Source organism: Micromonospora cynarisoli (genome assembly GCF_030518815.1).
GTDB classification, from domain to species: domain Bacteria; phylum Actinomycetota; class Actinomycetes; order Mycobacteriales; family Micromonosporaceae; genus Micromonospora; species Micromonospora wenchangensis.
In genome coordinates, this window is the sequence record NZ_CP130426.1 from 2,304,819 (window position 1) to 2,325,759 (window position 20,941).

At 71.9% G+C, this 20,941-nt stretch carries 17 protein-coding genes; 6 read left to right on the forward strand and 11 right to left on the reverse strand.

Features of this window, described 5'->3' with window-relative positions; all coding sequences use genetic code 11:
* Positions 1-43 precede the first annotated feature (43 nt).
* The 4 genes from Q2K16_RS09370 to Q2K16_RS09385 all read left to right on the forward strand — a co-directional run bounded on the left by Q2K16_RS09370 (position 44) and on the right by Q2K16_RS09385 (position 4,157).
* Entirely contained in the window at positions 44-1,120 is a 1,077-nt protein-coding gene (locus tag Q2K16_RS09370; RefSeq protein ID WP_204959034.1) for a TauD/TfdA family dioxygenase, read from the forward strand.
* A gap of 10 nt (positions 1,121-1,130) precedes the next feature.
* Positions 1,131-2,372 (forward strand): argininosuccinate synthase domain-containing protein, encoded by a 1,242-nt coding sequence (locus Q2K16_RS09375; RefSeq protein WP_204959035.1) that lies wholly within the window; start codon positions 1,131-1,133, stop codon positions 2,370-2,372.
* Entirely contained in the window at positions 2,369-3,082 is a 714-nt protein-coding gene (locus Q2K16_RS09380; protein WP_302744794.1) for a cyclase family protein, read from the forward strand. Before Q2K16_RS09375 ends, Q2K16_RS09380 begins: the two co-directional genes overlap by 4 nt.
* Before the next feature lie 409 nt (positions 3,083-3,491).
* The gene (locus Q2K16_RS09385) at positions 3,492-4,157 is read left to right on the forward strand and encodes a helix-turn-helix transcriptional regulator (protein ID WP_302744796.1); all 666 of its coding nucleotides are present in this window, start codon (positions 3,492-3,494) and stop codon (positions 4,155-4,157) included.
* Between the two features lie 518 nt (positions 4,158-4,675).
* On the opposite strand, the gene Q2K16_RS09390 is transcribed toward Q2K16_RS09385, so the two are convergent.
* From Q2K16_RS09390 to Q2K16_RS09415, 6 genes are all read right to left on the reverse strand, one after another.
* Entirely contained in the window at positions 4,676-5,428 is a 753-nt protein-coding gene (locus tag Q2K16_RS09390; protein WP_302744798.1) for a VOC family protein, read from the reverse strand.
* Between the two features lie 108 nt (positions 5,429-5,536).
* The gene (locus Q2K16_RS09395) at positions 5,537-6,802 is read right to left on the reverse strand and encodes a glycosyltransferase (protein ID WP_302744800.1); all 1,266 of its coding nucleotides are present in this window, start codon (positions 6,800-6,802) and stop codon (positions 5,537-5,539) included.
* Positions 6,803-6,969: 167 nt separating this feature from the next.
* Complete coding sequence (locus tag Q2K16_RS09400) at positions 6,970-8,754, reverse strand: ABC transporter ATP-binding protein (protein ID WP_302744801.1); 1,785 nt, start codon at positions 8,752-8,754, stop codon at positions 6,970-6,972.
* On the reverse strand, positions 8,751-10,646 hold the full coding sequence (locus Q2K16_RS09405; RefSeq protein ID WP_281895994.1) for an ABC transporter ATP-binding protein: 1,896 nt from the start codon (positions 10,644-10,646) through the stop codon (positions 8,751-8,753). Before Q2K16_RS09405 ends, Q2K16_RS09400 begins: the two co-directional genes overlap by 4 nt.
* Complete coding sequence (locus tag Q2K16_RS09410) at positions 10,643-11,554, reverse strand: glycosyltransferase family 2 protein (RefSeq protein WP_204959041.1); 912 nt, start codon at positions 11,552-11,554, stop codon at positions 10,643-10,645. Before Q2K16_RS09410 ends, Q2K16_RS09405 begins: the two co-directional genes overlap by 4 nt.
* 173 nt (positions 11,555-11,727) lie before the next feature.
* Positions 11,728-13,155 carry an ATP-grasp domain-containing protein gene (locus Q2K16_RS09415; protein WP_302744802.1) on the reverse strand — a complete coding sequence of 476 codons (1,428 nt, stop codon included), beginning with the start codon at positions 13,153-13,155 and terminating at the stop codon, positions 11,728-11,730.
* A gap of 368 nt (positions 13,156-13,523) precedes the next feature.
* On the opposite strand from Q2K16_RS09415, the gene Q2K16_RS09420 reads away from it, so the two are divergent.
* Positions 13,524-14,783, forward strand: a complete 1,260-nt coding sequence (locus Q2K16_RS09420; protein WP_302744803.1) for a glycosyltransferase — start codon at positions 13,524-13,526, stop codon at positions 14,781-14,783.
* A gap of 8 nt (positions 14,784-14,791) precedes the next feature.
* On the opposite strand, the gene Q2K16_RS09425 is transcribed toward Q2K16_RS09420, so the two are convergent.
* The 4 genes from Q2K16_RS09425 to Q2K16_RS09440 all read right to left on the reverse strand — a co-directional run bounded on the left by Q2K16_RS09425 (position 14,792) and on the right by Q2K16_RS09440 (position 19,260).
* A complete protein-coding gene (locus tag Q2K16_RS09425; RefSeq protein WP_368052546.1) occupies positions 14,792-16,087 on the reverse strand; it encodes an RNA polymerase sigma factor in 1,296 nt (431 codons plus the stop codon).
* A gap of 40 nt (positions 16,088-16,127) precedes the next feature.
* The gene (locus tag Q2K16_RS09430) at positions 16,128-16,469 is read right to left on the reverse strand and encodes a YciI family protein (protein ID WP_204959044.1); all 342 of its coding nucleotides are present in this window, start codon (positions 16,467-16,469) and stop codon (positions 16,128-16,130) included.
* 249 nt (positions 16,470-16,718) lie between these two features.
* Entirely contained in the window at positions 16,719-18,083 is a 1,365-nt protein-coding gene (locus Q2K16_RS09435) for a glycoside hydrolase family 6 protein (RefSeq protein WP_204959045.1), read from the reverse strand.
* Positions 18,084-18,381: 298 nt separating this feature from the next.
* On the reverse strand, positions 18,382-19,260 hold the full coding sequence (locus tag Q2K16_RS09440) for a hypothetical protein (protein WP_302744804.1): 879 nt from the start codon (positions 19,258-19,260) through the stop codon (positions 18,382-18,384).
* 92 nt (positions 19,261-19,352) lie between these two features.
* Here Q2K16_RS09440 and Q2K16_RS09445 point away from each other — a divergent pair, with 92 nt between their 5' ends.
* Positions 19,353-19,697: a hypothetical protein gene (locus tag Q2K16_RS09445; protein WP_302744805.1), complete on the forward strand. Its 345-nt coding sequence runs from the start codon at positions 19,353-19,355 to the stop codon at positions 19,695-19,697.
* Positions 19,698-20,122: 425 nt separating this feature from the next.
* On the opposite strand, the gene Q2K16_RS09450 is transcribed toward Q2K16_RS09445, so the two are convergent.
* Entirely contained in the window at positions 20,123-20,941 is an 819-nt protein-coding gene (locus Q2K16_RS09450) for a hypothetical protein (protein WP_302744807.1), read from the reverse strand.

A 20,941-nucleotide genomic window follows, 5' to 3' on the forward strand; every position in this document is an offset into this window, starting at 1 on the left:
GGTCCGCCGATGCCTGAACGATCTCGCCGGGAGAGTGAGTCCGATGAGCAGCACCGAGTTCGAAGCCGGCGACCTCGACGAGGTCACCCTGACCGACGACGAGGCCGCCCTGATGCGCGGCCTGTGCGCCGAGGCCGTCGAAGCCATCGGCAACGCGGACCTGGGCACCCAGGCGACCATGACCACCGTGGAGTTGCTCGGTTGCCGGCTGCCCGAACGCCTGGTCGCAGCCCTGGTGACCTTCCGCTGCGTCGGCAGCCCGGGTGGCGCGCTGCTGGTGCGCAACGTGCCGGTCGACGATCGGCTGCCCACCACACCCACCGACGGCTACCTGCCGGACTGGCGTGCGGCCGGCATCGCGACGGCCGCCCAGCTGATGGTCATGTCCCACCTGGGCAACATCATCGGGTACGCCGACGAGAAGCGCGGCCGGGTCGTGCAGGACGTCGCCCCGATCGCCGGGGCGGAACACCAGCAGGAGAACAGCGGCTCGGCCTACCTGGAGCTGCACACCGAGAACGGTTTCCACCCGTTCAAGCCGGACTTCCTGAGCCTGCTGTGCCTGCGCCCCGACCACGACCGCAGCGGTCAGACGCTTACCGGAGCGGCGACGCGGGTGCGGTCCCGGCTCTCCGAGTCCTGTGTGGCCGTGCTGCGCCAGCCGTTGTTCCGGATCCAGTTCAGCAGTTCCTTCGCCCAGCTCGGTTCCACCGGCTACTCCGAGCCGGTGGCGGTGCTGTCCGGCCCGGCGGACGACCTGGAGCTGACCGCCGACTTCCACGCCATGGAACCGATGACCCGGACGGCCCGCCATGCCCTCGACGAGTTGGACGCCGTGCTGACCGCGTCGCTGACCTCGGTGGCGCTGGACGTCGGCAGCCTGCTGGTGGTCGACAACTGGCGGGCCGTGCACGGACGTACCGGATTCACCGCCCGCTACGACGGCACGGACCGCTGGCTGCGCCGGTGCTTCGCGGTGGCCGACCTGCGGCGTTCCCGGGCGGTCCGGGCAGCCGGCTCGCGGGTGTTCGCGCCGCTGACCGCCATCCTGGCTGACCGGTCGCCCGTGCAGTCGCCGGCGCCGCTGTCCGGCGGCACCGGCTCGACCATCTCGGCATGAAGGGTCCACGATGCGTCGTTTCATCACCACGCTGGACGAGTTGACCGCCCGACCGCCCCGGCACCTGGTGCTGCTGTACTCCGGTGGTCTGGACGGCACCTACCTGCTGCACCTGCTCCGGGACGCGCCGGTCGACACGACCGCGCTGAACGTCCGCATCGGTGCGCCGGACGGCGACGGCCGGGCCCGGGAGCTGGCCGCCCGGTTCGGCGCGGCATACCAGGAAGCCGACGTGACCGACGAGTTCTTCACCGAGGCGCTGCCCGCCGCGATCCACGCCGACGCCTACTACCAGGGCCAGTTTCCGGTCGGGTCCACGTTGAGCCGACCGCTGATGGCGCGGGCGGCGGTCCGGGTGGCCCGGACGGTCGGCGGCGACGCCGTCGGGCACACCGCGACCTACATGCAGAACAGCACGGCCCGGATCGGGCGCTCGGTCGCCGCGCTGGACCCGGAGCTGCACGTCGTCGCGCCGTTCCTGGGCTCGAACGTGACCCGGGCGCAGAAGCAGGCCCGGCTGGCGGAGGCAGGCGTCACCCTGCCCGACGCCGTGCACAGCGTCGACGTCAACCCGTGGGCCCGGGTCATCGAGAACGGCAGCCTGGAGACCCCGGAGAACCGGCTCGACGAGTCGGTGTTCACCCTCACCCGGGACGCGGTCGACTGCCCCGCGGAGCCGGCCGAGCTGACCCTGGCCTTCGCGGCTGGGCTGCCGGTGGCCCTGAACGGGGCCCCGCTGCCGTTGCACGATCTGGTGCCCCGGCTCACCGAGCTGGCCGGCCGGCACGGCGTCGGCCGGTACTCCGGGCTGGAGGACACCGCGTTCGGGGTGAAGAACCACGAAGTCCGGGAGTCACCGGCGGCGACGGTCATCACGACCGCGCACCGGGCGCTGGCCAACGCCGTCCTCGGCCCGCGCGAACACGCGGTACGGGCGCAGCTCTCCACCGAGTGGACCACCACGGCGGTGCAGGGCGGCTGGTTCAGCCACCTCGGGCGTACGCTGCGGCGGTGCCTGACCGAGCTGGACGAGCCGTTGACCGGCACCGTGCAGCTGCGGCTGTACCGGGGTGCGGTGACGGTGCTGAAGCTGGCCACGCCGCACGGGTTGCACTACGCCCGGCTCGGCGTCGACTTCCACCACTGGATGGACGACTACGGGTACGGCTCCTGGCACCAGCTGATGACCCTCGCCGACACCGCCCGCACCGCGGTCGACGGCACCGCACCCGATCGGAGCGAACGTCGATGAACACACCGGCACCGCAGCCGTCCCCGACCGCAGCCGGGTCCGCCGCCCGGCTGGTCGACCTGTCGCACGTGGTGCGGCACGGCATGACGACCTACCCGGGTCTGCCCGGCCCGCACATCGAGGACCACCTGTCGCGGGAGGAGTCCCGGGCCCGGTACGCGCCGGGCACCGAGTTCCAGATCGGTCGGGTGACCCTGGTGGCGAACACCGGGACGTACCTGGACGCGCCGTTCCATCGCTTCGCCGACGGCGGCGACCTGTCCCAGGTGCCGCTGTCGCGGCTGGTGGACGTGCCGGGCGTGCTCGTCGACGTCGGGTCCGCGCCGACGCCGGGCATCGGCGCGGACGCGTTCGCCGGCTGCGCCGTCAGCGGCCGGGCCGTGCTGATCCGCACCGGCTGGGACCGGCACTGGGGCACCGAGGCGTACGGTGCGCCCGGTCATCCGTTCCTGACCGCCGAGGCGGTCTCCTGGCTCGTGTCGCAGGGGCCGGCGGTGGTCGGCATCGACTCGGTGAACATCGACGACATGGCCGACCTGCACCGGCCGGCGCACACCGGCCTGCTGGCCACCGGCATCCCGATCGTCGAGCACCTGTGCGGGTTGGCGGCGCTGCCGGCGGAGGGTTTCCGCTTCCACGCCGCGCCGGTCGCCGTGGCCGGCATGGGCACCTTCCCGGTCCGGGCGTACGCGCTGGTCGACCCCGTCTGATCCGGACCGCGTACGCGCCGGTGGGCCGCCATCCGTGACGGATGGCGGCCCACCGGCGCGTACGCGGCAGGGCGCTGGTCGGTCACTGCGCAAGTCAGGAGATGAGCGTCCCCGCCTGCCGATAGCACGATGGGTCTGTAGCCGATGGAGGTCGGCGGAGACGACTCACGCCATCCGGCGGGGGTCGACGTGCGGGGGCGACCCGGACGCACGAGGGCCGGCGGACGCCCGGCTCGTCCGCCGCCGCGGCTCGCACGGGCCGGGGCGGGCGCGTTCGGCGACGCGACTACCACCCTAGTCCAGGCGTCCCCGCGCCGCCGCCTCGCCGATCGGGCCTAGCCGATCGGCGAGGGTACGACGTCCGCCGCCGGCCTCAGCACATCTCTGGCGACACAGTGGAGGTAATGACATGCACGGCATGCTGGAGGTCGACCACGACACGATGACCGTCGCGGTACTGGTGGACAACGAGGTTTTCGGCAGGGGCATCGAGGCGGTGCTCGGCAGTGTGCCGGAGGTGTCGACCGTGCACCGGTGCGGGTCGCGGGCGGACTACGAGACGCTGTCGCGGTTCGGTGGGATCGACTTCCTCATCGTCGCGCCGCCGGAGGCGCACTGGCTGGAGAACGAAGGCCGGGCGGTTCGCGGCAGCACCCACGTCATTCTGCTGGTCGACGAGGCGACCACCACCAACGTCACCCAGCTCGCCTCGATGCCGGTGGACGGCTTCGTGTCCCAGCAACGTCTCACCGCCGACCTGCTCAGCGACACCCTGCGGCGCAGTCGTCGCGGAGAGCTGCCGATGCCGCCCGCGCTGACCCGTGCCCTGCTCGCCCGGGCCGACGAGCCAGGGCCGGGCACCCGTACCCGGACGGTGAACCTGACCGCCCGAGAGACCGAAGCCCTCACCCTGCTGGTGAAGGGGTTGAGCAACAAGCAGATCGCCCGCCGGTTGTCCATCTCCAGTCACGGCGCGAAGCGGCTGGTGGCGAGCATCATGCTCAAGCTTGACTCGCCCAACCGGACCACCGCCGCGATCAACGCCATCCGGGCCGGCCTGGTGCAGTGCGACTAGCGCCCGGCGCCGTGCCAGGTCGACACCCGAGCGACCATCCGCGCCGCACCCGGTGGTGCCGAACCGGCTCGACCTCTACCACCGGGTCAGGCCGACCAGGACGGGTCGGGGGCGGACAGGTGGCAGCGACAGTGCGGTATCCCGATGGACCGAGCCTGACCTGCGAGGTCTACGTCGAGACGAGCCCGGCACAGCTCTGGGGCTGGTGACCGACAGCCACCTCCCACCCCGGCTGAGCCCCGAGTTGCATCGGGTGGAAGCTCTTCGCGCTCACGCCCGAGTCGACCGGCACCCGGCTGGGCCATTCGGTGCGGATCGACCCCGGCCGCTCCGGGCTGAGCCTGGTCATCGACGAGGCTCCAGAGCACGAGGAGACGATCGTCGCGTCCCGTCTCGGCGAGCCACGCACCAACATGGAGCTGCCTGCACGGCATCAAGGCCCTGGCGGAGTGACGGCACCCCGGTCGGGGCGGGTGCGCGTCGCGCCCGTCCCGACCGGGGCGGATGGTCACGCCGGGTCACTCCTGCAACACGGACAGGATGTTGCCGGCCGGGTCGCGGAACCAGGCGATCGGAGGGCCCTCGCCCCGGTAGATCCCCTTGGCGTCGACGTGGTCGTACGCCTCGAACCGCACGCCCCGGCCGACCAGCATGTCCACCGCCTGCTCGATGTCGTCGACCGGGAAGTTGAGTATCGTGTAGGTGGCGGGCTGGTGCTCGGGCTTGGGGTAGACGAGCACCTCCCGACCGCCGGCCAGCCGCAGGTGGAGCATGCCGTACTCCTCGTAGACATCGAGGCCCAACGTCTCGCCGTAGAACCTCCTCGCCGCCGGGATGTCGTCGACGGAGAATCCGTTGAACGCCGGCGAGAGCGCCAACGCCTCATCCGCCGGCGGCCGGTCACCCTGCTGTGCCGCGAGGTACTCCTCGCTGAGCTGGATGACCTGGACGTAGTTGCCGTCCGGGTCGAGCAGCGTGCCGAACAGCCCGTCCTCGCGTTCCTCCAGGGGCGCGAGCCACACCACCCCCATGGTGTCGAGGTGGGCGGCGACCGCACGGGCGTCGTCGACCTCGAAGTTGAGGATCATGCGACCCGGTTCGGCGTTCTTGCCGGCGATGTCGTCACGACCGTCCACCAGCATGTCGAACCCGCCGAAGTCGAGAAACCCCGACGGCGTCACCGTCGGGGAGAAGGCGGCGACGTACCAGGCGCGCAGGCGTTCGGGATCGGTGGTGCCAAGCAGGATGCTGCCGAGCCGAAGTCGTGCCATGTGCTCCTCCTCGTGACGTTCCCTGTGGTCCTCTGCTGCGTCTATAACACGAACGCGGAAGGTTCTCGCCGCACCACGCTGCGCGGGGGCGGGCCGGGACGGCTCAGCTCAACCCGGTGCGGCGGCACCGGTCCGCCGGGCGAGCGCGTCGGTCAGGTGGACGGACCGGCCGATGCGGTGCGCCTCCGCCAGCAGGGCCTCACCCCAGCGGGGCCAGAGCCCGGCCAGCCGGGAGGTGAGGACCACGGTGTCCGCCGCGTCGTCGTCCAACGGGGTACGCAGGCCGATCGTGTGGTGCCCCACGTGCGGGGTGCCGGCGGTCGCCTCGGCCAGCAGGCCCGCGTCGAAGTCCAGCAGGGTCGCGGCGGGCAGGGCCGCCGGCACCCGGCCACCCGCGCCGACGACGACCGGCCGGCCGGTCAGGTCCAGACGGGGCAGCTCGGTTGCCAGCTCGTCGGCGACGTCGATCAGGCGCGCGCGATCCGTCCAGGAGAGCAGGACCTGGTAGCTGAGCTCCAGGTCCAGCGGGCTGGCGCGCTGCATCAGCCGCCAGACGATCTCGATGGGCGGCTCGGGGTGCTTCGCCGTCAGCCGACGCAGGTTGACCATGCAGTCGGCCATGAGCGCGTCCATGTCCCGCTCGTGCGGGGCGTGCAGCGCCCACGCCTGCCGGCTGAGGCGGATGCCGACGCCGTCCTTGAACATCCGGTAGGCGAACTCCAGATCCTCCAGGCCCCAGCCGCGGAAGTCCTCGTCGAAGCCGCCCAGCCGCCGGAAGTCGTCGGCGCGCAGGGAGCAGTTCATCCCCCAGAAGAGCACCCACGGCGCGGCCAGCCGCCCGAGGTCGAAGTCACAGTCGACGAACTGCGGTTGACGGGTGTCGGCGAAGCTCGGGTCGCCGGTAAACCGGGCGACGACCTGCTCGGGCGGCAGCTCGGCGGCAGCCGACGACAGGCCGGGCGTGGTGACCCCGCCGATGTCGTACCCGTAGACGTAGCCGGCCACCGCCGTGCGCTCCCCGCCGACGTGCGCGGCGAGGTGACCCGCCAGGTAGTCCGGTCCGACGAAGGCGCCGGTGTCCAGGAACAGCAGGATCGGGGCCGTGGCCAACCCGGCGCCGGCGTTACGCGCCGCACCCACCCGGTAGCCCTCGTCCGGCTGGAAGTGGTACCGGATGCGCAGCGTCCGCGCCGCCTCCCGCACCACCGCACGGGTGTCGTCGGACGACCCGTCGTCGGCGACGATGACTTCGAACGAGTCCGTCGGCAGCCGCTGACGCGCCAGGTTTCCCAGGGTCTGCCGGAGCATCCGGCTGCGGTTGAAGGTGGGGATGACCACCGACAGGTGCGCGCCGTTGCGGATTGAGGTCGACATGTCACCCTCCGAGTTGGCTCACCGGTCACCAGTCTGTCGACCGGGCTCCGCCGGCACATCTCGCAGCTTGCCGTCCTGCGCCGACCCGCGGCGGCGGAGAACCCCGACCGCGGCGCGGCGGCGGGCGGCGACGCCCACCGGGTGCCGGGCCGGCACGCGCCGGACCGTCACTGGTAGGCCCTGGCCTGGAGCGCGTACAGCTCGGCGTACTGGCCGCCGGCGCGGACCAGCTCGGCGTGGCTGCCCACCTCGGCGATCCGGCCGTCGCGCACGACGATGATCCGGTCCGCCATCCGGACGGTGGAGAACCGGTGCGAGACGAGCACGGTGATCGCACCGGTCACCGCGGCGACCCGGCGGGACTGTTCGGCGTACCGTTCGAACAGGCCGTGCTCGGCCTCCGGATCCAGCGCCGAGGTAGGCTCGTCGAGCACCAGCAGCAGCGGGGTCTGGCGCATCAGCGCCCGGCCGAGCGCCAGCTTCTGCCACTGTCCACCGGAGAGTTCCGCGCCGTCGGCGTACCTCTTGCCGAGCGGGGTCTCCAGCCCGTCCGGCAGGTGGTCGAGCAGGTCGGCGCCCCGGGCGCGGTCCAGCGCCGCCCGCACCGCAGCGGCGTCGTCGATCTGGGCCAGGTCGCCCACGCCCACCGCCTGCCGGGCGAGCAGCTCGTAGCGGACGAAGTCCTGGAAGCCGGCGGCGATCCGCTGCCGCCAGGCCTCGATGGGCAGCTCGCGCAGGTCCACGCCGTCGACCAGCAGCCGGCCCCGGGTCGGCTGGTAGAAGCCGCACAGCAGCTTGACCAGGGTGGTCTTGCCGGCTCCGTTCTCGCCGACGACCGCGACGACGGACCCGGCGGGCAGGGCGAGGTCGACGCCGCGCAGCGCGACCGCGTCGCTGGCGGGGTAGCTGAACTCGACGTCGTCGAAGACGATGCCGGCCCGTAGCCGCTCCGGCGGGGGGTGACCGGCGGACGTCGGGTCGGGCCCGGCGACCGTGGCGCTGATCTGTTCCAGCCGGCGGTAGGTGCTGGCCATCCGGTAGAGGTCCTGCATCAGCGCGACCGCCGTGGTGACCTGCTGGTTGACCTGGGCGGCGAGGGCCACGGCGAGCACCACCGCGCCGACGCTGTGCCGCCCGGTGGTGGCGTCGCGCAGGATCAGCAGGACGCCGCCCACGTACGCGGCGGCGAAGACCAGCTGCCCGGCCACCTGGGTGACGGCGGCCGCGGTCCGCGCCCGGTGCAGCCCGGCGGTGGCGTTCGCCCACAACTCGGCACGCCGGTGGCGCAGCTGCTCCTCCAGCCGGAAGACCCGTACCTCGCCGGCATGGCGGGAGGAGGTGGCCAGGCCGAACAGGTTGAGCGAGAGGCGGACGGACTCGGCGTTGGCGGTCTTGGCCGCGTCGAGCCGCCGCTCGGCCAGCCGCCCGGTGTACAGCGGGGGGATCGCCGCCAGCGGCAGCAGCAGGAGCAGCGGGTGCAGCCGGGCCAGCAACACGGCGGTCACCACCATGGCGAGCACCAGGCTCACCCCGCCGAACAGCGCCTCCAGCCCGGTGCGGAAGCGGCGGCCCTCGTGTTGCAGGACGGTCAGCGAGTCGGCCTGCTCGGCCTGCTCGTGGTGGGCGATGCCGACAGCCCCGTTGGAGAGGGCGATCAGTTTGCGGTCGAAGTCGATCTCGGCGAGTTCGGACAGTTCGAAGTAGAGCACGTGGGCGAAGTGGCTGAAGGTGAGCGAGACGATGGCCGCGACGGCGACCAGGACGCCGTACAGCGCCCCGTCGCGCCAGCGCCCCGCCACCACGGCGTCGGTCATCGCGCCGAGGCCGACGGCGAGCAGGGGCGCCGCGACCGCGCCGCAGGCCATCAGGACGATCGAGGCGATCGTGCGGGCGCGGTCCATCCGCCAGGCGGTGCCCAGGAGCTGCCGACAACCGGCGAGTACGTTGATCACGTCGCCACCTCCTCGGGCTGCGCGGTGCCGGTGAACCTGTCGGCCTGCAACCGGAACAGCCGGGCGTACCGGCCGTCGAGAGCGACCAGTTCGTCGTGGCTGCCCTGCTCGGCGACCTTGCCGTCGGTCAGCACGACGATGTGGTCGGCCTGCCGCACGGTGGAGAAGCGGTGTGAGATCAGCAGGGTGGTGGCGCCCTGGGTCAGTTCGGCGAACTCGTCGAAGAACCGGGCCTCGGCGCGGACGTCGAGACTCGCGGTGGGCTCGTCGAGGACCACGACGGGTGAGCCGTGGCGCAGCGCGAACAGGGCACGGGCCAGCGCCACCCGCTGCCACTGCCCGCCGGACAGGTCGGTGCCGCCGGCGGTCTGCTTGGTCAACGGCGTGTCCAGCCCCCGGGGCAGCCGGCCCAGGTCGTCGGCTATGCCGGCGGCCCGGGCCGCGTGCTCGATGCCCTCGCGGTCGTCGGCCGCCTCGATCGCGCCGTAGCCGATGTTCACCGCGGCCGAGATCTCGTAGCGGGCGAAGTCCTGGAAGATGACGCCGAGCTTGCGACGCCACTGCACGACCGGGTACGTGCGGATGTCGACCCCGTCGACCCGGATCGCGCCGCCGGTCGGCTCGTAGAGCCGGGCGAGCAGCTTGACCAGGGTGGTCTTGCCGGCCCCGTTGAGGCCGACGATCGCCGTGCAGCGGCCCACCGGGATCGTCAGGTCGAGCTGGTCGAAGACGAGCCGGTCCTGCCGGGGGTAGGAGAAGGAGACCTGGTCGAAGTGGATTGTGGCGACCGGGTCGGGTACGGCGGCCGGCGCGACCGCGGCCGGCTGGGCCGGATCCCCGTCGCGCACCTCGGCCGGGTACGCGTCGACCCGCTCCGCGAACCGCCCGACGGCATCGTAGGCGGTCATTCCCACGGCGATCTGGTTGTCCGCCTCGGGATAGAACTCCGACAGCCGCAGCGCACCGAGGCTGGCCTGCATGACCAGCGCGAACCCGGTGAGGGTGAGCTGCTCGGCCGCGGCCGTCCCGGTGAAGGCGAAGACCATGCCGGTGAGCACCAGCCCGACCACCGCGTACCGGAAGAAGGGCCAGAGATAGAGCCGTCGGCGGGCTACCCAGAGGGGAGCCAGCCAGGACCGGTACGCCTCTTCGAGCGTCGAGGTCAGCCAGCCGGCGAGCCCGAAGACGCGGATCTCCTTGCCGGCCGCCGGCTGGATGCCGAGGTCACGCAGGTAGTCGATCCTGCGTTCGGGCCCGTCGAGGGCGTAGCGCAGCCGGGAGTAGTGGCGGATGCCGTTGCGCTGGCCGTAGCGGAACAGCAGCACCACCACGACCAGGGCCAGGGCCGCCCACCAGGCGAACGCGAGCGCGATGACCGCCGCGTAGCCGATCAACTGCACGTACCGAGCGCCGAGGCCGAGCAGGCCGGCGCAGGCCTGGCCGGGGCTCTGGAAGCCGTACTGCACCTCGGCGACGGCCGCCCTGAGGTCCTGCAGCGCCGCCTGGTCCTCCAGCGGTGCGATGCCCCGGGAGCGCAGGGCGGCGGCCATCAGCTCGTCGAACATCTGCCCGTCGATCCGGCGGGCCACCAGTTCGCCGAGCGAGCCCTGGAAGGGCGCGACGATCTGCTGGCCGACGAAGGCCGCCGCGGCCACCGCGAAGATGGCCAGCACGGTGCGCCAGACCGCCGAGCCCGTGCCGCCGGCGACCGCCTCGGGCACCCGGCCGAGCAGTTCGCTCGTGGCGACCACGAAGACCACCGGCAGGACACCCAGCAGCACGTTGATCGTGGCGAGGCCGACGACCAGCCCCATCCCGGCGCGCGGCAGGATCTTCACGATGCTCCACCGCTTGGCGAGCTCCGCCAGCGCGGTGTTCCACCAGGTCGTCACCGGGCGTGCTTCCCGTCCATCCGGGTGGCGGCAGGCGGCAGGCGGAGCGCGGCGATCACGTCGTTGATGTTGAACGGGTGGATCGTCGGGGCAGCCAGCAGCAACGGCATCACCGGGGAGCGATACTTCTCGATCATGCAGTGGTAGTTGACCATCATGCTCTTCAGGTTCTGCGCGAAGTCCTTGGGATGCGGGTAGTGCACGGCGCTGGCGGCCCGGTCGAGCACGAAGCGGGCGTCGTCGCAGTGCAACCGGTAGGCCAGGTCCAGGTCGTCGCCACCGGTGTTGCGGAAGCTCTCGTCGAACATCCCCACGTCGCGGAGTTGGCTGGTACGCGCCGAGACGTTGCATGTCCAGTACATGATCCAGGGGGCCGGCAGGTCGGCGAAGTCGTCGTGGTAGCGACGGTAGAACTCGTCACGCACGTCGGGATGCTCACCCCGGGCGGCGAACCCGGCGATCGTCGCGTCGGCGTCCCACGGGTCGATCATCCGCTCCAGCTCGCTGTCGTCGCCGTCGAGGGTGAAGCCGTAGACGTAGCCGATGACCGCGAGCGGGTCGGGCGTCGACTCGTGGCGGGCCAGGTGCGCGGCGAGCAGGCCGGAGTGCGCCATGACGCCGGAGTCGAGCAGCACGCAGATCTCACCCGTCGCGCGCCGGATGCACCGGTTGCGGGCCCGGGTGACCCCGACGCCGTCGTGCTCCTGGAAGAGGTGGTGCAGGTCGAGCCGGTCCCGGTACCGGTCGATCACCGACGCGGTGTGGTCGGTGGACCCGTCGTCGCCGATCAGGACCTCGAACCGGTCGGTCGGCAGGCTCTGCCGGCTCAACGACTCCAGTGTGTAGGCGAGCAGGTCGGCCCGGTCGTAGGTCGGGATCACCACGCTACAGCGCCGCGAGTTGGCCATCTTGTCTCCTGGTGGTCAGCGGCTCGACCGACGCCCGGCCCCGGCGGTGCCCGCCCCGCCCACACGTGTCACCACGTGTGGGTGGGCAGCAGTGCCGGGAACCGGAATCCGCGCGGGCGACATGCGCGGCAATCGATCGAGGTTAACAGATTCTCCGGTGGTCGTGACGGTCCTCATCGGGCGGCCGCGGCCATCTGACCGGGCGGTCCGCCGGCGTCGCGCGGCTCGTCGGACGAGCCGGCTGCGGGCGTCGGGCAGCTCGTCGGGGTGGGCGCCCCCGGCCCGGTCCCGGCGCGCGTCGGGGGCGAGTCGATCTGCGCCAGCACGTCCCGGACGACGGCCTCGGCCTCGGCGGCGCTGGAGCCGGCCGCGACCAGCGCCATCATCGGTTCCGGGAAGGCGAGCCCCCGCACCGCCGTCGGGTACACCCGCAACCCGGCCGCCCAGGCCCGCAGGAAGGCCGGTCGTACCCGGTCGCGGTAGGAGACCGGGCCCGGCCCGCGGACGCTGCTCAGGTCGTGCGACGACAGGGTCAGGTCCCGTTCCGCCCGCCAGGCGGTGAGCAGGCCGATCGAGTGCATGGCGCCGCTGCGGCGGGCGTTGATCTCACTCAGGTAGATCTCCCCGTCCGCGCCGGCGATCAGGTCCACGCAGAGCCAGCCCCGGAACCCCAGTTCCCCGGCCGCCGCGCCGAGCCGGTGGCCGAGGGGGACGATCCGATCGGCCACCTCGGTCGGCAGCGATCCCACCCCGACGTTGACGCTCTGGAAGAGGTGCCCCCGCGTGGTGGTCACCGCGCTGAGCACGAGGTCGGCGACGCCACCGTCGACGACCCGGAAGTCGAGCGCGGGGCAGCCCAGGCCCGGGGCGTGGGCGACGAACTCCTGCACGATCAACGGGTAGGTACGGAAGTAGGGGTCGTCGTGCATCCGGTCCCAGAAGCCGGCGACGCTGTCGTCGTCGGAGTCCACCACGGCCGATCCCTGCCCGCCCACCCCGTACGGGCTCTTGACGATGGCCCGCGGGTGCCGGCGCAGGGTCGCGGCCAGCGCGCCGCGCAACTCGTCGCGGTCGGCCACGATGACCGACCGTGCCGTCGGGATCCTGAGGTCCCGGGCCAGGTCCAGGCAGCTGAGCTTCGAGTCGAGGTAGCGGCTGGCCCACTCGTTCTCGCGGGTCACACCGTCGACGTCCACCCGCTGTCCCCAGCTCCGGATGGTCTCCACCAGCAGGAACAACTCCGGTGTCGCGCCCCAGGACAGCAGCCGGACCGGGCGTCCGCCGAGCGCCTGGCGCAGGGTGGCCAGCGCGGCCGCGTCGTGCATCAGGTCGCTCAACAGCCGGCCGGTACGCGGCTGCGGCGACACCACCGGCGGCGGCGCCGACCCGAGCGCCTCGTGCACGTCGGCGAACCACAGCGGGTCGTAGCCGGCCGGCAGCAGGAGCACGCGGTCCGCCGTGCTCCAGAAGACGGCCTGGTCGGCGAGGTAGGCGCCGAAATCGAGGTAGCCGCCGGTGGCCCGCGGGCCGAGGTCCACGCGCGGATTACGGACGTTGAACTCGCCGTTGTTCGGTACGACCAGATCGATCGGGCCAGGCATGGGTCACCCTTTCGTCGGCTCCGGTGACAGCGGGTCGGCGGCACCGCAACGGTGGCCTCGGGACGATCACGCGCAACGGACCCACCCCGGCGCTGCTCGACGGCGGTGGGGGAGGCTCGGCACGCCAGTCCGACCGGGTGACGCGCCCGGCGACACGGTGGCCACAGTGCCGGTGTCCGGGCCCGCGCCGAGCGGCAGGCGGGCGACGAAGCTCCGCCCCAGCGTGCCGGCGCGGCCGCCCGGGGCGCATCTTCGTACATGCGCTCGCCGCCGTCGCCGCCCTTCGGCACAGGACGGCAAGCTGGGAGATGTGCCGGCCACCGCCGGTCGTCAGACTGTCGTCGGTGGCCCAAACCGGAAGGGTGCCCATGTCACGTCCCATCTCGACCGAGCCGCACCTGTCGGTCGTCATCCCGACCTACAACCGCGCCGAGACGCTGCGCCAGACGCTGGAGCACCTGGCGCGGCAACGGATGCCGACCGAGATGTTCGAGGTCATCGTCTCCGACGACGGTTCGTTCGACGACACCCGCGCCGTGGTGAACGACGCCGCGGCCACGCTGCCCATCCGCTACCACTTCCAGCCGGACGACGGCTTCCGGGCCGGGGCCGCGCGCAACGCCGGCGCCCGGATGGCCCGCGCGCCGATCCTGGTCTTCCTGGACACCGGCACCTTCGTCGCCCCGGACTTCCTGGAACTCCTCCTCGCCGAGCACGCCGGGGCCGGGCGCACCGCGCTGATCGGCTACTCCTGGGGCTACGACATCGACGGCACGATGCCCGGCCTGGCGGAGGCGATGGACGGGGTGCTGCCCGAGGACGTCGTCGCCCGGTACCGCGACGTGCCGAGTTTCGCCGACCCGAGGCACCGACAGTTCGCCGCCGGTGACTTCGACCTGGGGTTGCTGGCCACGCCGTGGGTGCTGTTCTGGTCGCTGAACTGCTCCGTGCGCGCCGAGGACTTCTGGCGGGTCGGCGGCTTCGACGAGGAGTTCCGCCGCTGGGGCGTGGAGGATCTGGAACTCGGCTACCGACTGTTCAAGGACGGTGTCGGCTTCCGCCTGACCCGGACGGCATGGGGGCTGCACGCGCCCCAGGGCCGGGACCGGGACGCGAACATGGTCGACGGCAAGGCCAACGTGCAGCCGTTCCTCACCAAGCATCCCGAGCCCCCCGTGGAGATCATCTGGAAGCTGATGCAGCGGACCAATCTGCTGGATCTGGAGGACAACTACCGGTTCCTGCTCGCCCATGCCGAGCGGGTGCGGGCGGTCGATGTGACAGCCGAGGTGGAGCGGGAACTGTCCCACCTCGACCCGGCGGGCGGGACGGCCATCCTCGGCGCGGGCGGCCGCCTGCCGGCGGGGTTGCGCCGCGCGGCGTTGGTGGACTTCGACGCCGACCTGCTGGCGAAGGCCGCTTCCGGCAGCCCGCACACGGCACACCACGCGATCGGCCTGCGCACGTCGTTGGCCGACGACGCGGTGGAGACCGTGTTGCTCACCTCCCGGCTCGCCGGGCTCTGGCCCCGCTGGGGCCCGGACCTGCTCACGGAGGCGCACCGGATCGGCCGCTCGGTACGCCTCACCGAGGCGCTGGCCCGGCAGGTCCGCGCCCTGCCGTACTGAACCGAGGCTCAGCCACGCTCGACGACGCCGGGCGGCGGGCCGGCCGCTTCCTCCCCCAGCTCGGCCAGCCGCCGGGTAAGGTAGCGGCGTTCCGGCTCGCTGGCCGGCAACGCCAGCGCCTCCCGGTAGCTGGTCGCCGCCTCCCGGTGCCGGCCCAGGCGGCGCAGCAGGTCGGCCCGGACGGCGGGCAGCAGTCGATAGGTGGCGGCGTCGGCGGTCAGCTCGTCCACCAGGCGCAGGCCGGCCGCCGGTCCCTCGGCCATCGCCACCGCCACCGCCCGGTTGACCTGCACCACCGCCGACGGCACCAGCCCGGCCAGCCGCTGGTAGAGCGCGGCGATCCGGGTCCAGTCGGTGTCCTGCGCGCGGGGCGCGGAGGCGTGGCAGGCGGCGATCGCCGCCTGGATCTGGTACGGGCCGGGCCGGGCCCGCCGCATCGCCTCGTCCAGCAGGGCCAGCCCTTCGGCGATCGCGGCGCGGTCCCAGCGGGAGCGATCCTGCTCCTCCAGCGTGACCAGCTCACCGGCGCCGTCGAGCCGCGCCCCGCGTCGGGCGTGGTGCAGCAGCATCAACGCGAGCACCCCGAGCGCCTCGGGCTCGTCGGGCATCAACCCGGCGAGGGTACGGGCCAGCCGGATCGCCTCGTCGCAGAGCCCCTGCCGGACCAGGTTCGGCCCGGCGCTGGCCGTGTGGCCCTCGTTGAACATCAGGTACAGCACGCCGAGCACGCCGTGGACCCGCTCGGGCAGCAGGTGCGCCGGGGGCACCCGGTACGGGATGCCGGCGTGCCGGATCTTGCGTTTGGCCCGGACCAGGCGCTTGGCCATGGTCGCCTCGCTGGTCAGGAAGGCGCGGGCGATCTCGGCGGTGGTGAGCCCGGCGAGGGTGCGCAGGGTCAACGCGACCCTGGCCTCCAGCGCCAACGCCGGATGGCAACAGGTGAAGATCAGCCGTAGCCGGTCGTCGGTGATGCCGCTGGCGTCCGCTGTCGCACCGATCCCGTCGAGGTTCTCCTCGGTGAGCACCGCCACCTCCCGCAGCCTGGCCGCCTCGACCGCCGAGCGGCGCAGCCGGTCCAGGGCCCGGTTGCGGGCGGTGGTGGTGAGCCAGGCCGCGGGGCGGTGGGGCACGCCGTCCCGCGGCCAACGCTCCAGGGCCTGCGCGAAGGCGTCCTGGGCGCACTCCTCGGCCAGGTCCCAGTCCCCGGTCAGGCGGATCACCGTGGCGACGATGCGCCCCCACTGCTCGCGGTAGGTGTCCTGCACGGCCACCCGGACCGCTTCGCCGATCGTCTCTGCCGTCACACCGAGCCTCTGGTCTGTGCTGTCGCGCAGGGCTGCGCCGTCACTCCGGCAGCAACGGCCGCACCTCGATCGTGCCGAAGGCCGCCACCGGATGCTTGGCCGCCACCTCGATCGCCTCGTCGAGGTTGGCGCAGTCGATGATGTCGTATCCGGCGATCTGCTCCTTCGCCTCGGCGAACGGCCCGTCGGCGAGGAGCACCTCGCCGCCGCGTACCCGAACGGCGGTCGCGTCGCTGACCGGCCGCAGGCGGTTGCCCTGCACCCGGACGTTACGGTCGTTCATCTCCCGCACCCAGACGTCGATGGCCGCCATCGTCGCCCGGTCCTCCTCCTCGGTGAAGGCGACGGACTCGTCCTCACAGATCAGCATCATGTACCTCATGGTCATTCCTCCAGTCGTGATCGTGCCACCACCGCGGCCTCAGCCGGGGCCGGTGACCGGTCCCGGTCGGCCCTCTCCTGCATACGACGAACGGGATACCCGGTGATGGACACACCCGCCCGTACTTTTCGCACCGGGCCTGCCCGCCGGCCACCCAACCCACGGAAACGACCATGCCCGCCACGTCGTTACCGGACGTGACGGGCGCGGTCGGCGGTGTGTCGCGGGCGGCCCGGGCCTGGGCCGGGCTCAGTGCGTCAGCGGCGGGTCGGCCCGCCGGGCCACCTCCAGGGCGGAGACTCCGAACCACTGCCCGAAGGGCGGGTCCACCACGCCCCACAGCGGGTCGAAGCGGCGTTGCTGCTCCGGCGTCACCCGCCACGGGTTGTACCGGCTGAAGTCCCAGGCCCGCGCGCCACCGGCGATGTCGCAGGTCCCGTCGGACGTGCCGGGAGGCTTCACCCACAGGTACGCGTCCAGCAGCGGCACGCCGGTGTTCGCGGTCGGGCGCAGGCCGAGGCCCCGACCGGGTGGGTTGCACCAGTTCCCCTCGGCCAGCGCGTCGACCACGGCGGGCGGCTGGTGGTAGGGCGCACCGGCGTACTCGCCCATCATGTTGGGGCCGTTGCCGTTGCGGCTGGTGTCGATGACGAACCTCGTCGTCGGCACCGCCCGGCCGAGGTTCTCGGCGTACCACTTGTCGGTCAGCACCCAGGTGCTGAAGTCGGTGTGGTCGGCGGGGCTGTACTGGCTGCCGCAGCGGTCGTAACGGCCCAGTCGCCAGCCGCCGTCGTCCGGGTTGTTCGCGAACGCCACACACTGCGAGATCCAGGTGCCGTATTTGCGTTCGTGTTCGGTGGGTTGGAAGTTCTCCGAGTTGAGGAAGAAGCCCTGCGTCCGCTGGACGCCGGCCTTCACCAGGCGGTACGCGCTCTCGTCCACGCCCAGCCAGTCGCTGTGCGTGCCGTCGAGGTAGAGGCTGACGTGGGGTTGGCGGGTCAGCCGGTCCACCGCGCCGGTGAGCGCGGCGAAGTGCTCGGCGGAGGAGGCGCCCGGCGGCGGGTTCCCGGCGGCGTCCGTCGGCCGGCACCACTCCTGCTCGCCCCACAGGTCGGTGTGGAAGGGGATGATGCCGAGGCTGTCCGGCTCCAGCAGGACGACGGCACGTCGACCGCCGATGCCGGCGGCGAAGGCGTCGATCCACGCCAAGTACTCGGCGGTGTTCCGGGCGCCGCCCGCGGCGTACTGGACGCAGTCCCGGAAGGGGATGTTGTAGGCGACCAGCACCGGGACGCTGTTCTGCCGGGCCGCCGCCGTCACGGTCTGCCGCACCTTCGACCGCACCTGCGCGGGGGTGCCACCGGTGAACCAGACCGCCTGCGGGGTGGTGACCATCCGCGTCAACAGCAGGGCGTCCCGTCCGTGGCCGGACCGGGCCAGGTCGGCGATCTGGCTGATCGCGGCCGGCGGGGGCGGCGGCGTGTAGAACCGGGTCGTCGAGGGCAGCGACGCCGGCCGGGCCTGGGCGGCGGGGGCGGCGGCTCCCACCGACAGGACGACAGCCACGGCCGCGACGACGGCGGGCAGGCCGCGGCGGAGCGCGGAACGGACCATGGTCTCTCCTGAGGTTGCAGATGGTCGACACGCAGGACCGCTCCCGGAACGGCTGCGGCACCGTGGCGCACGGCGACGACCGGTCCGGCCATCGACCGCCGCCCCTGGATGCGTCTTCACCTTCCCACGGCCGGTGACGCCCTACCGTCTCCTGCCGTGCGAGAAGCCGGGCGGGCGCGACGGACCCAGGGTCGCATGCCGCTGCTGGGCGCGAACGGTCTCGTCGATGGTCATCTCGACGGCGATCGGCGTGACGGATCAATGCGGGTAGGACATAGGCGGCCCTGATCCGCGACCGTCAACGGCGACCGGAGCCGGTGGCCGAAGGCGCCGGCCAGCCCGCGGGATCGGCCGGATCGGACGGCGCGGCGTCGCAGATGACGTACTGGCGTGGGGTGATGGCTGTGGGGTGGTCGGCGAGGATGGCCATGCAGCGGGCGTGCGCCTGTTCCGGCGTACGGACGGTAGCGGTGGCGGTGAGGTGAGCGACCAGCGGGCGGCCGCCGACCTCGGCGAAGACGTGTGCCACGGCGGGCGCGACCGCCGCCCCCACGAGGCGTTGCACGTCGGCCACGTCGACCCAGCAGGAGTCGGCCAGAATCCGGTCCGGCATGCCCGTGATGGACTCCAGCCCGATGACTTCAGGCGTCCGAGCGCGGGGCAGGTCACCGGGTGCGGCGGCGACCAGCACGCGTTCGGTCGCCAGTAGCACCGATTCGAGTTCGGCCCGCGGCATCAGGCCGAAGTCGGAGCTCCACGCGTCGAGCCGCAGGCATCCGTCGAGCTGATTGAGGCTGAACCGGATCGGTGTACCGGCACGCGGCATCGGGCGCCGCAGCAGCCGGGTCTGGGCGAGCGCGGCGTCGATCCGCCCGGCCTGGAAGCCAACGCCCCCGGTGAGCCCGGACCATGATTCGGGCACGAGGCTGTTGAACAAGGGATCGTAGTTGATGCGCAGGCCGCGTTCGTGCTCGACCAGTTCGTCCACGGCGGATCGCTTGGCCGCGTCGTACCTGGCGTGGCGGCTGGCCTCCATCACTGCAGCCCAGGTGTGGCCTACCAGCTCGTCGAAGTCCCTGTCGCCGACCTCGACGGTGGCGAGCGTGCTCTGGACCAGGGAGCCGACACAGCCCGTCAGGTGGTGTTCGAATCGGTTGTTCGACAGGATCGGCAGCACCAGATCCCGACGGTTGGCACGGTGGGCGACCACGGCGCAGACCGCTGCCCAGCACGGACGCCGGAGGCGACCCCGCCACCGTCGCCGCTTGGATGGCCGAGGTCAACGCCCAACGCGCCGCCGCCCTCGCCCAACGCGACACAGCAGCGGCAGCCCAACCACCCGCTCCCCACCGCCTCACCGAGGACAACATCCGACACCTCGTCGGCAGCTTCGACGACATCCGCAACACCCTGCGAGACGCCGACAGCAGGGACAAGAGCACCGTCTACCGGGAGCTACGACTCGCCCTCACCTACAACCCCGGTAAAAACAAAATCAGCGTCGAGGCTACGCCTGACGCTGATTACTGTTGGGTAACTGTACGTGTCCGAGGGGCAACACAAACCAAAACCCAACAGGTCCCGATGCTGTCGACGGCAATCCCGTTGATCTAGCGGCGTACCTGAGCGAGACGCTCCAGCCTCGACACCTTCAGAGTGCTGGGGGAGGTCGGCCGGGTTGGGTGACACGCCGGTCGGCGTTCGCGGTCTGGTGGTGGTCGAGGGTCAGGGTGTTGGGGTGGCAGCTGGGTGGGTGGCTGTGCCCACCGGACCAGCGAGGGCGACCAAGCGTTCATCGTCACGTCGGCCACCACCCGCCCGCCCGCGACCAGCCGTTCACCCGGTGGAGCGTGCGCAGGCTCGCCGAATACCTGGCCCGGCCACCTTGCACGCTGATCAGGCTTCCGGCCTGCGCGCGGTGACCGGGCGGCCGTAGGCCAATAGGGTCCACAGCGTCGGCTACCGTACTCGGCTGTAACACACCTCTCCCCCGCCGATGTCCGCTCAGCCGGCCCCGGCACCCTTCGGTTGCGCATCGATCATGTGGCGGTTGCCGCGAGGTCGTTCAAGGCTGCATTGATCACGGGCCAGCACATGCTTACCGTATCCCGATCTGGAGCGTGGCCAATCTTTACCTGCGCGTTCGGATGGACGAGGTTGCGATACTCCCGCAATTTGCCGGCGAAGCCGCGGACGTCGGCTTGAATCCATTTTTCTCGGTGGGCCGTTTCAATGAGGTCATGCAGCGTCCACCGCTCAAGCGGTTTTTCGGAGTCCGGCATGCGGGCTTTTACCGCGTCGAGCAGCACGCCTTCGAGGAGGCTGCCGAGCATGATGACGGCGCTGGCGTAGGCGCCGTTGCGGTCGCAGATGCGGGCTTCGTTGAGCCGACTTTCGAGCACGGTGGCAAGGTCGGCGTCGCGGACGAGGTCGGCCATGGCGACGTGCAGTATCACGTCTGGGGTTTGCTGTTCCTGGTCGGTTGGCGGCTTGTAGGGCCGGATGATGGGTCGTCCTTGGCTGTGCGCGATCTCGAAGCCTTCAGTGGCGAGGATCGTGTTGAGTAGTTGGGTGACTTCCGCTGCGGCGAGAGGTTCGTTGCGGTGAACGTACTCTCGCCGGTCGGCGAGGCGGCACACGAAGGCGTCGATCGCCCCGGGCACGTGCCGGCGAGCACGGAGTTGGTTGGTGAGCCAGGCGCGGCGTGGTTCGTTGTTGTAGCGGGCTACGTTGTCCCAGCCAGCTTGCTGCAGCAGCTTGGGGAGTTCTCCGCCGCGCCGGTAGACCGGGTAGTCGTCTCCCCCGCAGGCGACGCGGGCGACCTCGTCGAGGGTGTTGTCGTCAATGCCTTCAAGCAC

Bases quoted from the DNA above. Each gene is read 5' to 3' on its own strand.
- Q2K16_RS09420 (WP_302744803.1), top strand. From the start codon at position 13,524: ATGTCACGTCCCATCTCGACCGAGCCGCACCTGTCGGTCGTCATCCCG.
- Q2K16_RS09395 (WP_302744800.1), bottom strand. From the start codon at position 6,802: ATGTCGACCTCAATCCGCAACGGCGCGCACCTGTCGGTGGTCATCCCC.
- Q2K16_RS09380 (WP_302744794.1), top strand. From the start codon at position 2,369: ATGAACACACCGGCACCGCAGCCGTCCCCGACCGCAGCCGGGTCCGCC.
- Q2K16_RS09445 (WP_302744805.1), top strand. From the start codon at position 19,353: ATGGCCGAGGTCAACGCCCAACGCGCCGCCGCCCTCGCCCAACGCGAC.
- Q2K16_RS09375 (WP_204959035.1), top strand. From the start codon at position 1,131: ATGCGTCGTTTCATCACCACGCTGGACGAGTTGACCGCCCGACCGCCC.
- Q2K16_RS09390 (WP_302744798.1), bottom strand. From the start codon at position 5,428: ATGGCACGACTTCGGCTCGGCAGCATCCTGCTTGGCACCACCGATCCC.
- Q2K16_RS09385 (WP_302744796.1), top strand. From the start codon at position 3,492: ATGCACGGCATGCTGGAGGTCGACCACGACACGATGACCGTCGCGGTA.
- Q2K16_RS09410 (WP_204959041.1), bottom strand. From the start codon at position 11,554: ATGGCCAACTCGCGGCGCTGTAGCGTGGTGATCCCGACCTACGACCGG.
- Q2K16_RS09435 (WP_204959045.1), bottom strand. From the start codon at position 18,083: ATGGTCCGTTCCGCGCTCCGCCGCGGCCTGCCCGCCGTCGTCGCGGCC.
- Q2K16_RS09370 (WP_204959034.1), top strand. From the start codon at position 44: ATGAGCAGCACCGAGTTCGAAGCCGGCGACCTCGACGAGGTCACCCTG.
- Q2K16_RS09415 (WP_302744802.1), bottom strand. From the start codon at position 13,155: ATGCCTGGCCCGATCGATCTGGTCGTACCGAACAACGGCGAGTTCAAC.
- Q2K16_RS09430 (WP_204959044.1), bottom strand. From the start codon at position 16,469: ATGAGGTACATGATGCTGATCTGTGAGGACGAGTCCGTCGCCTTCACC.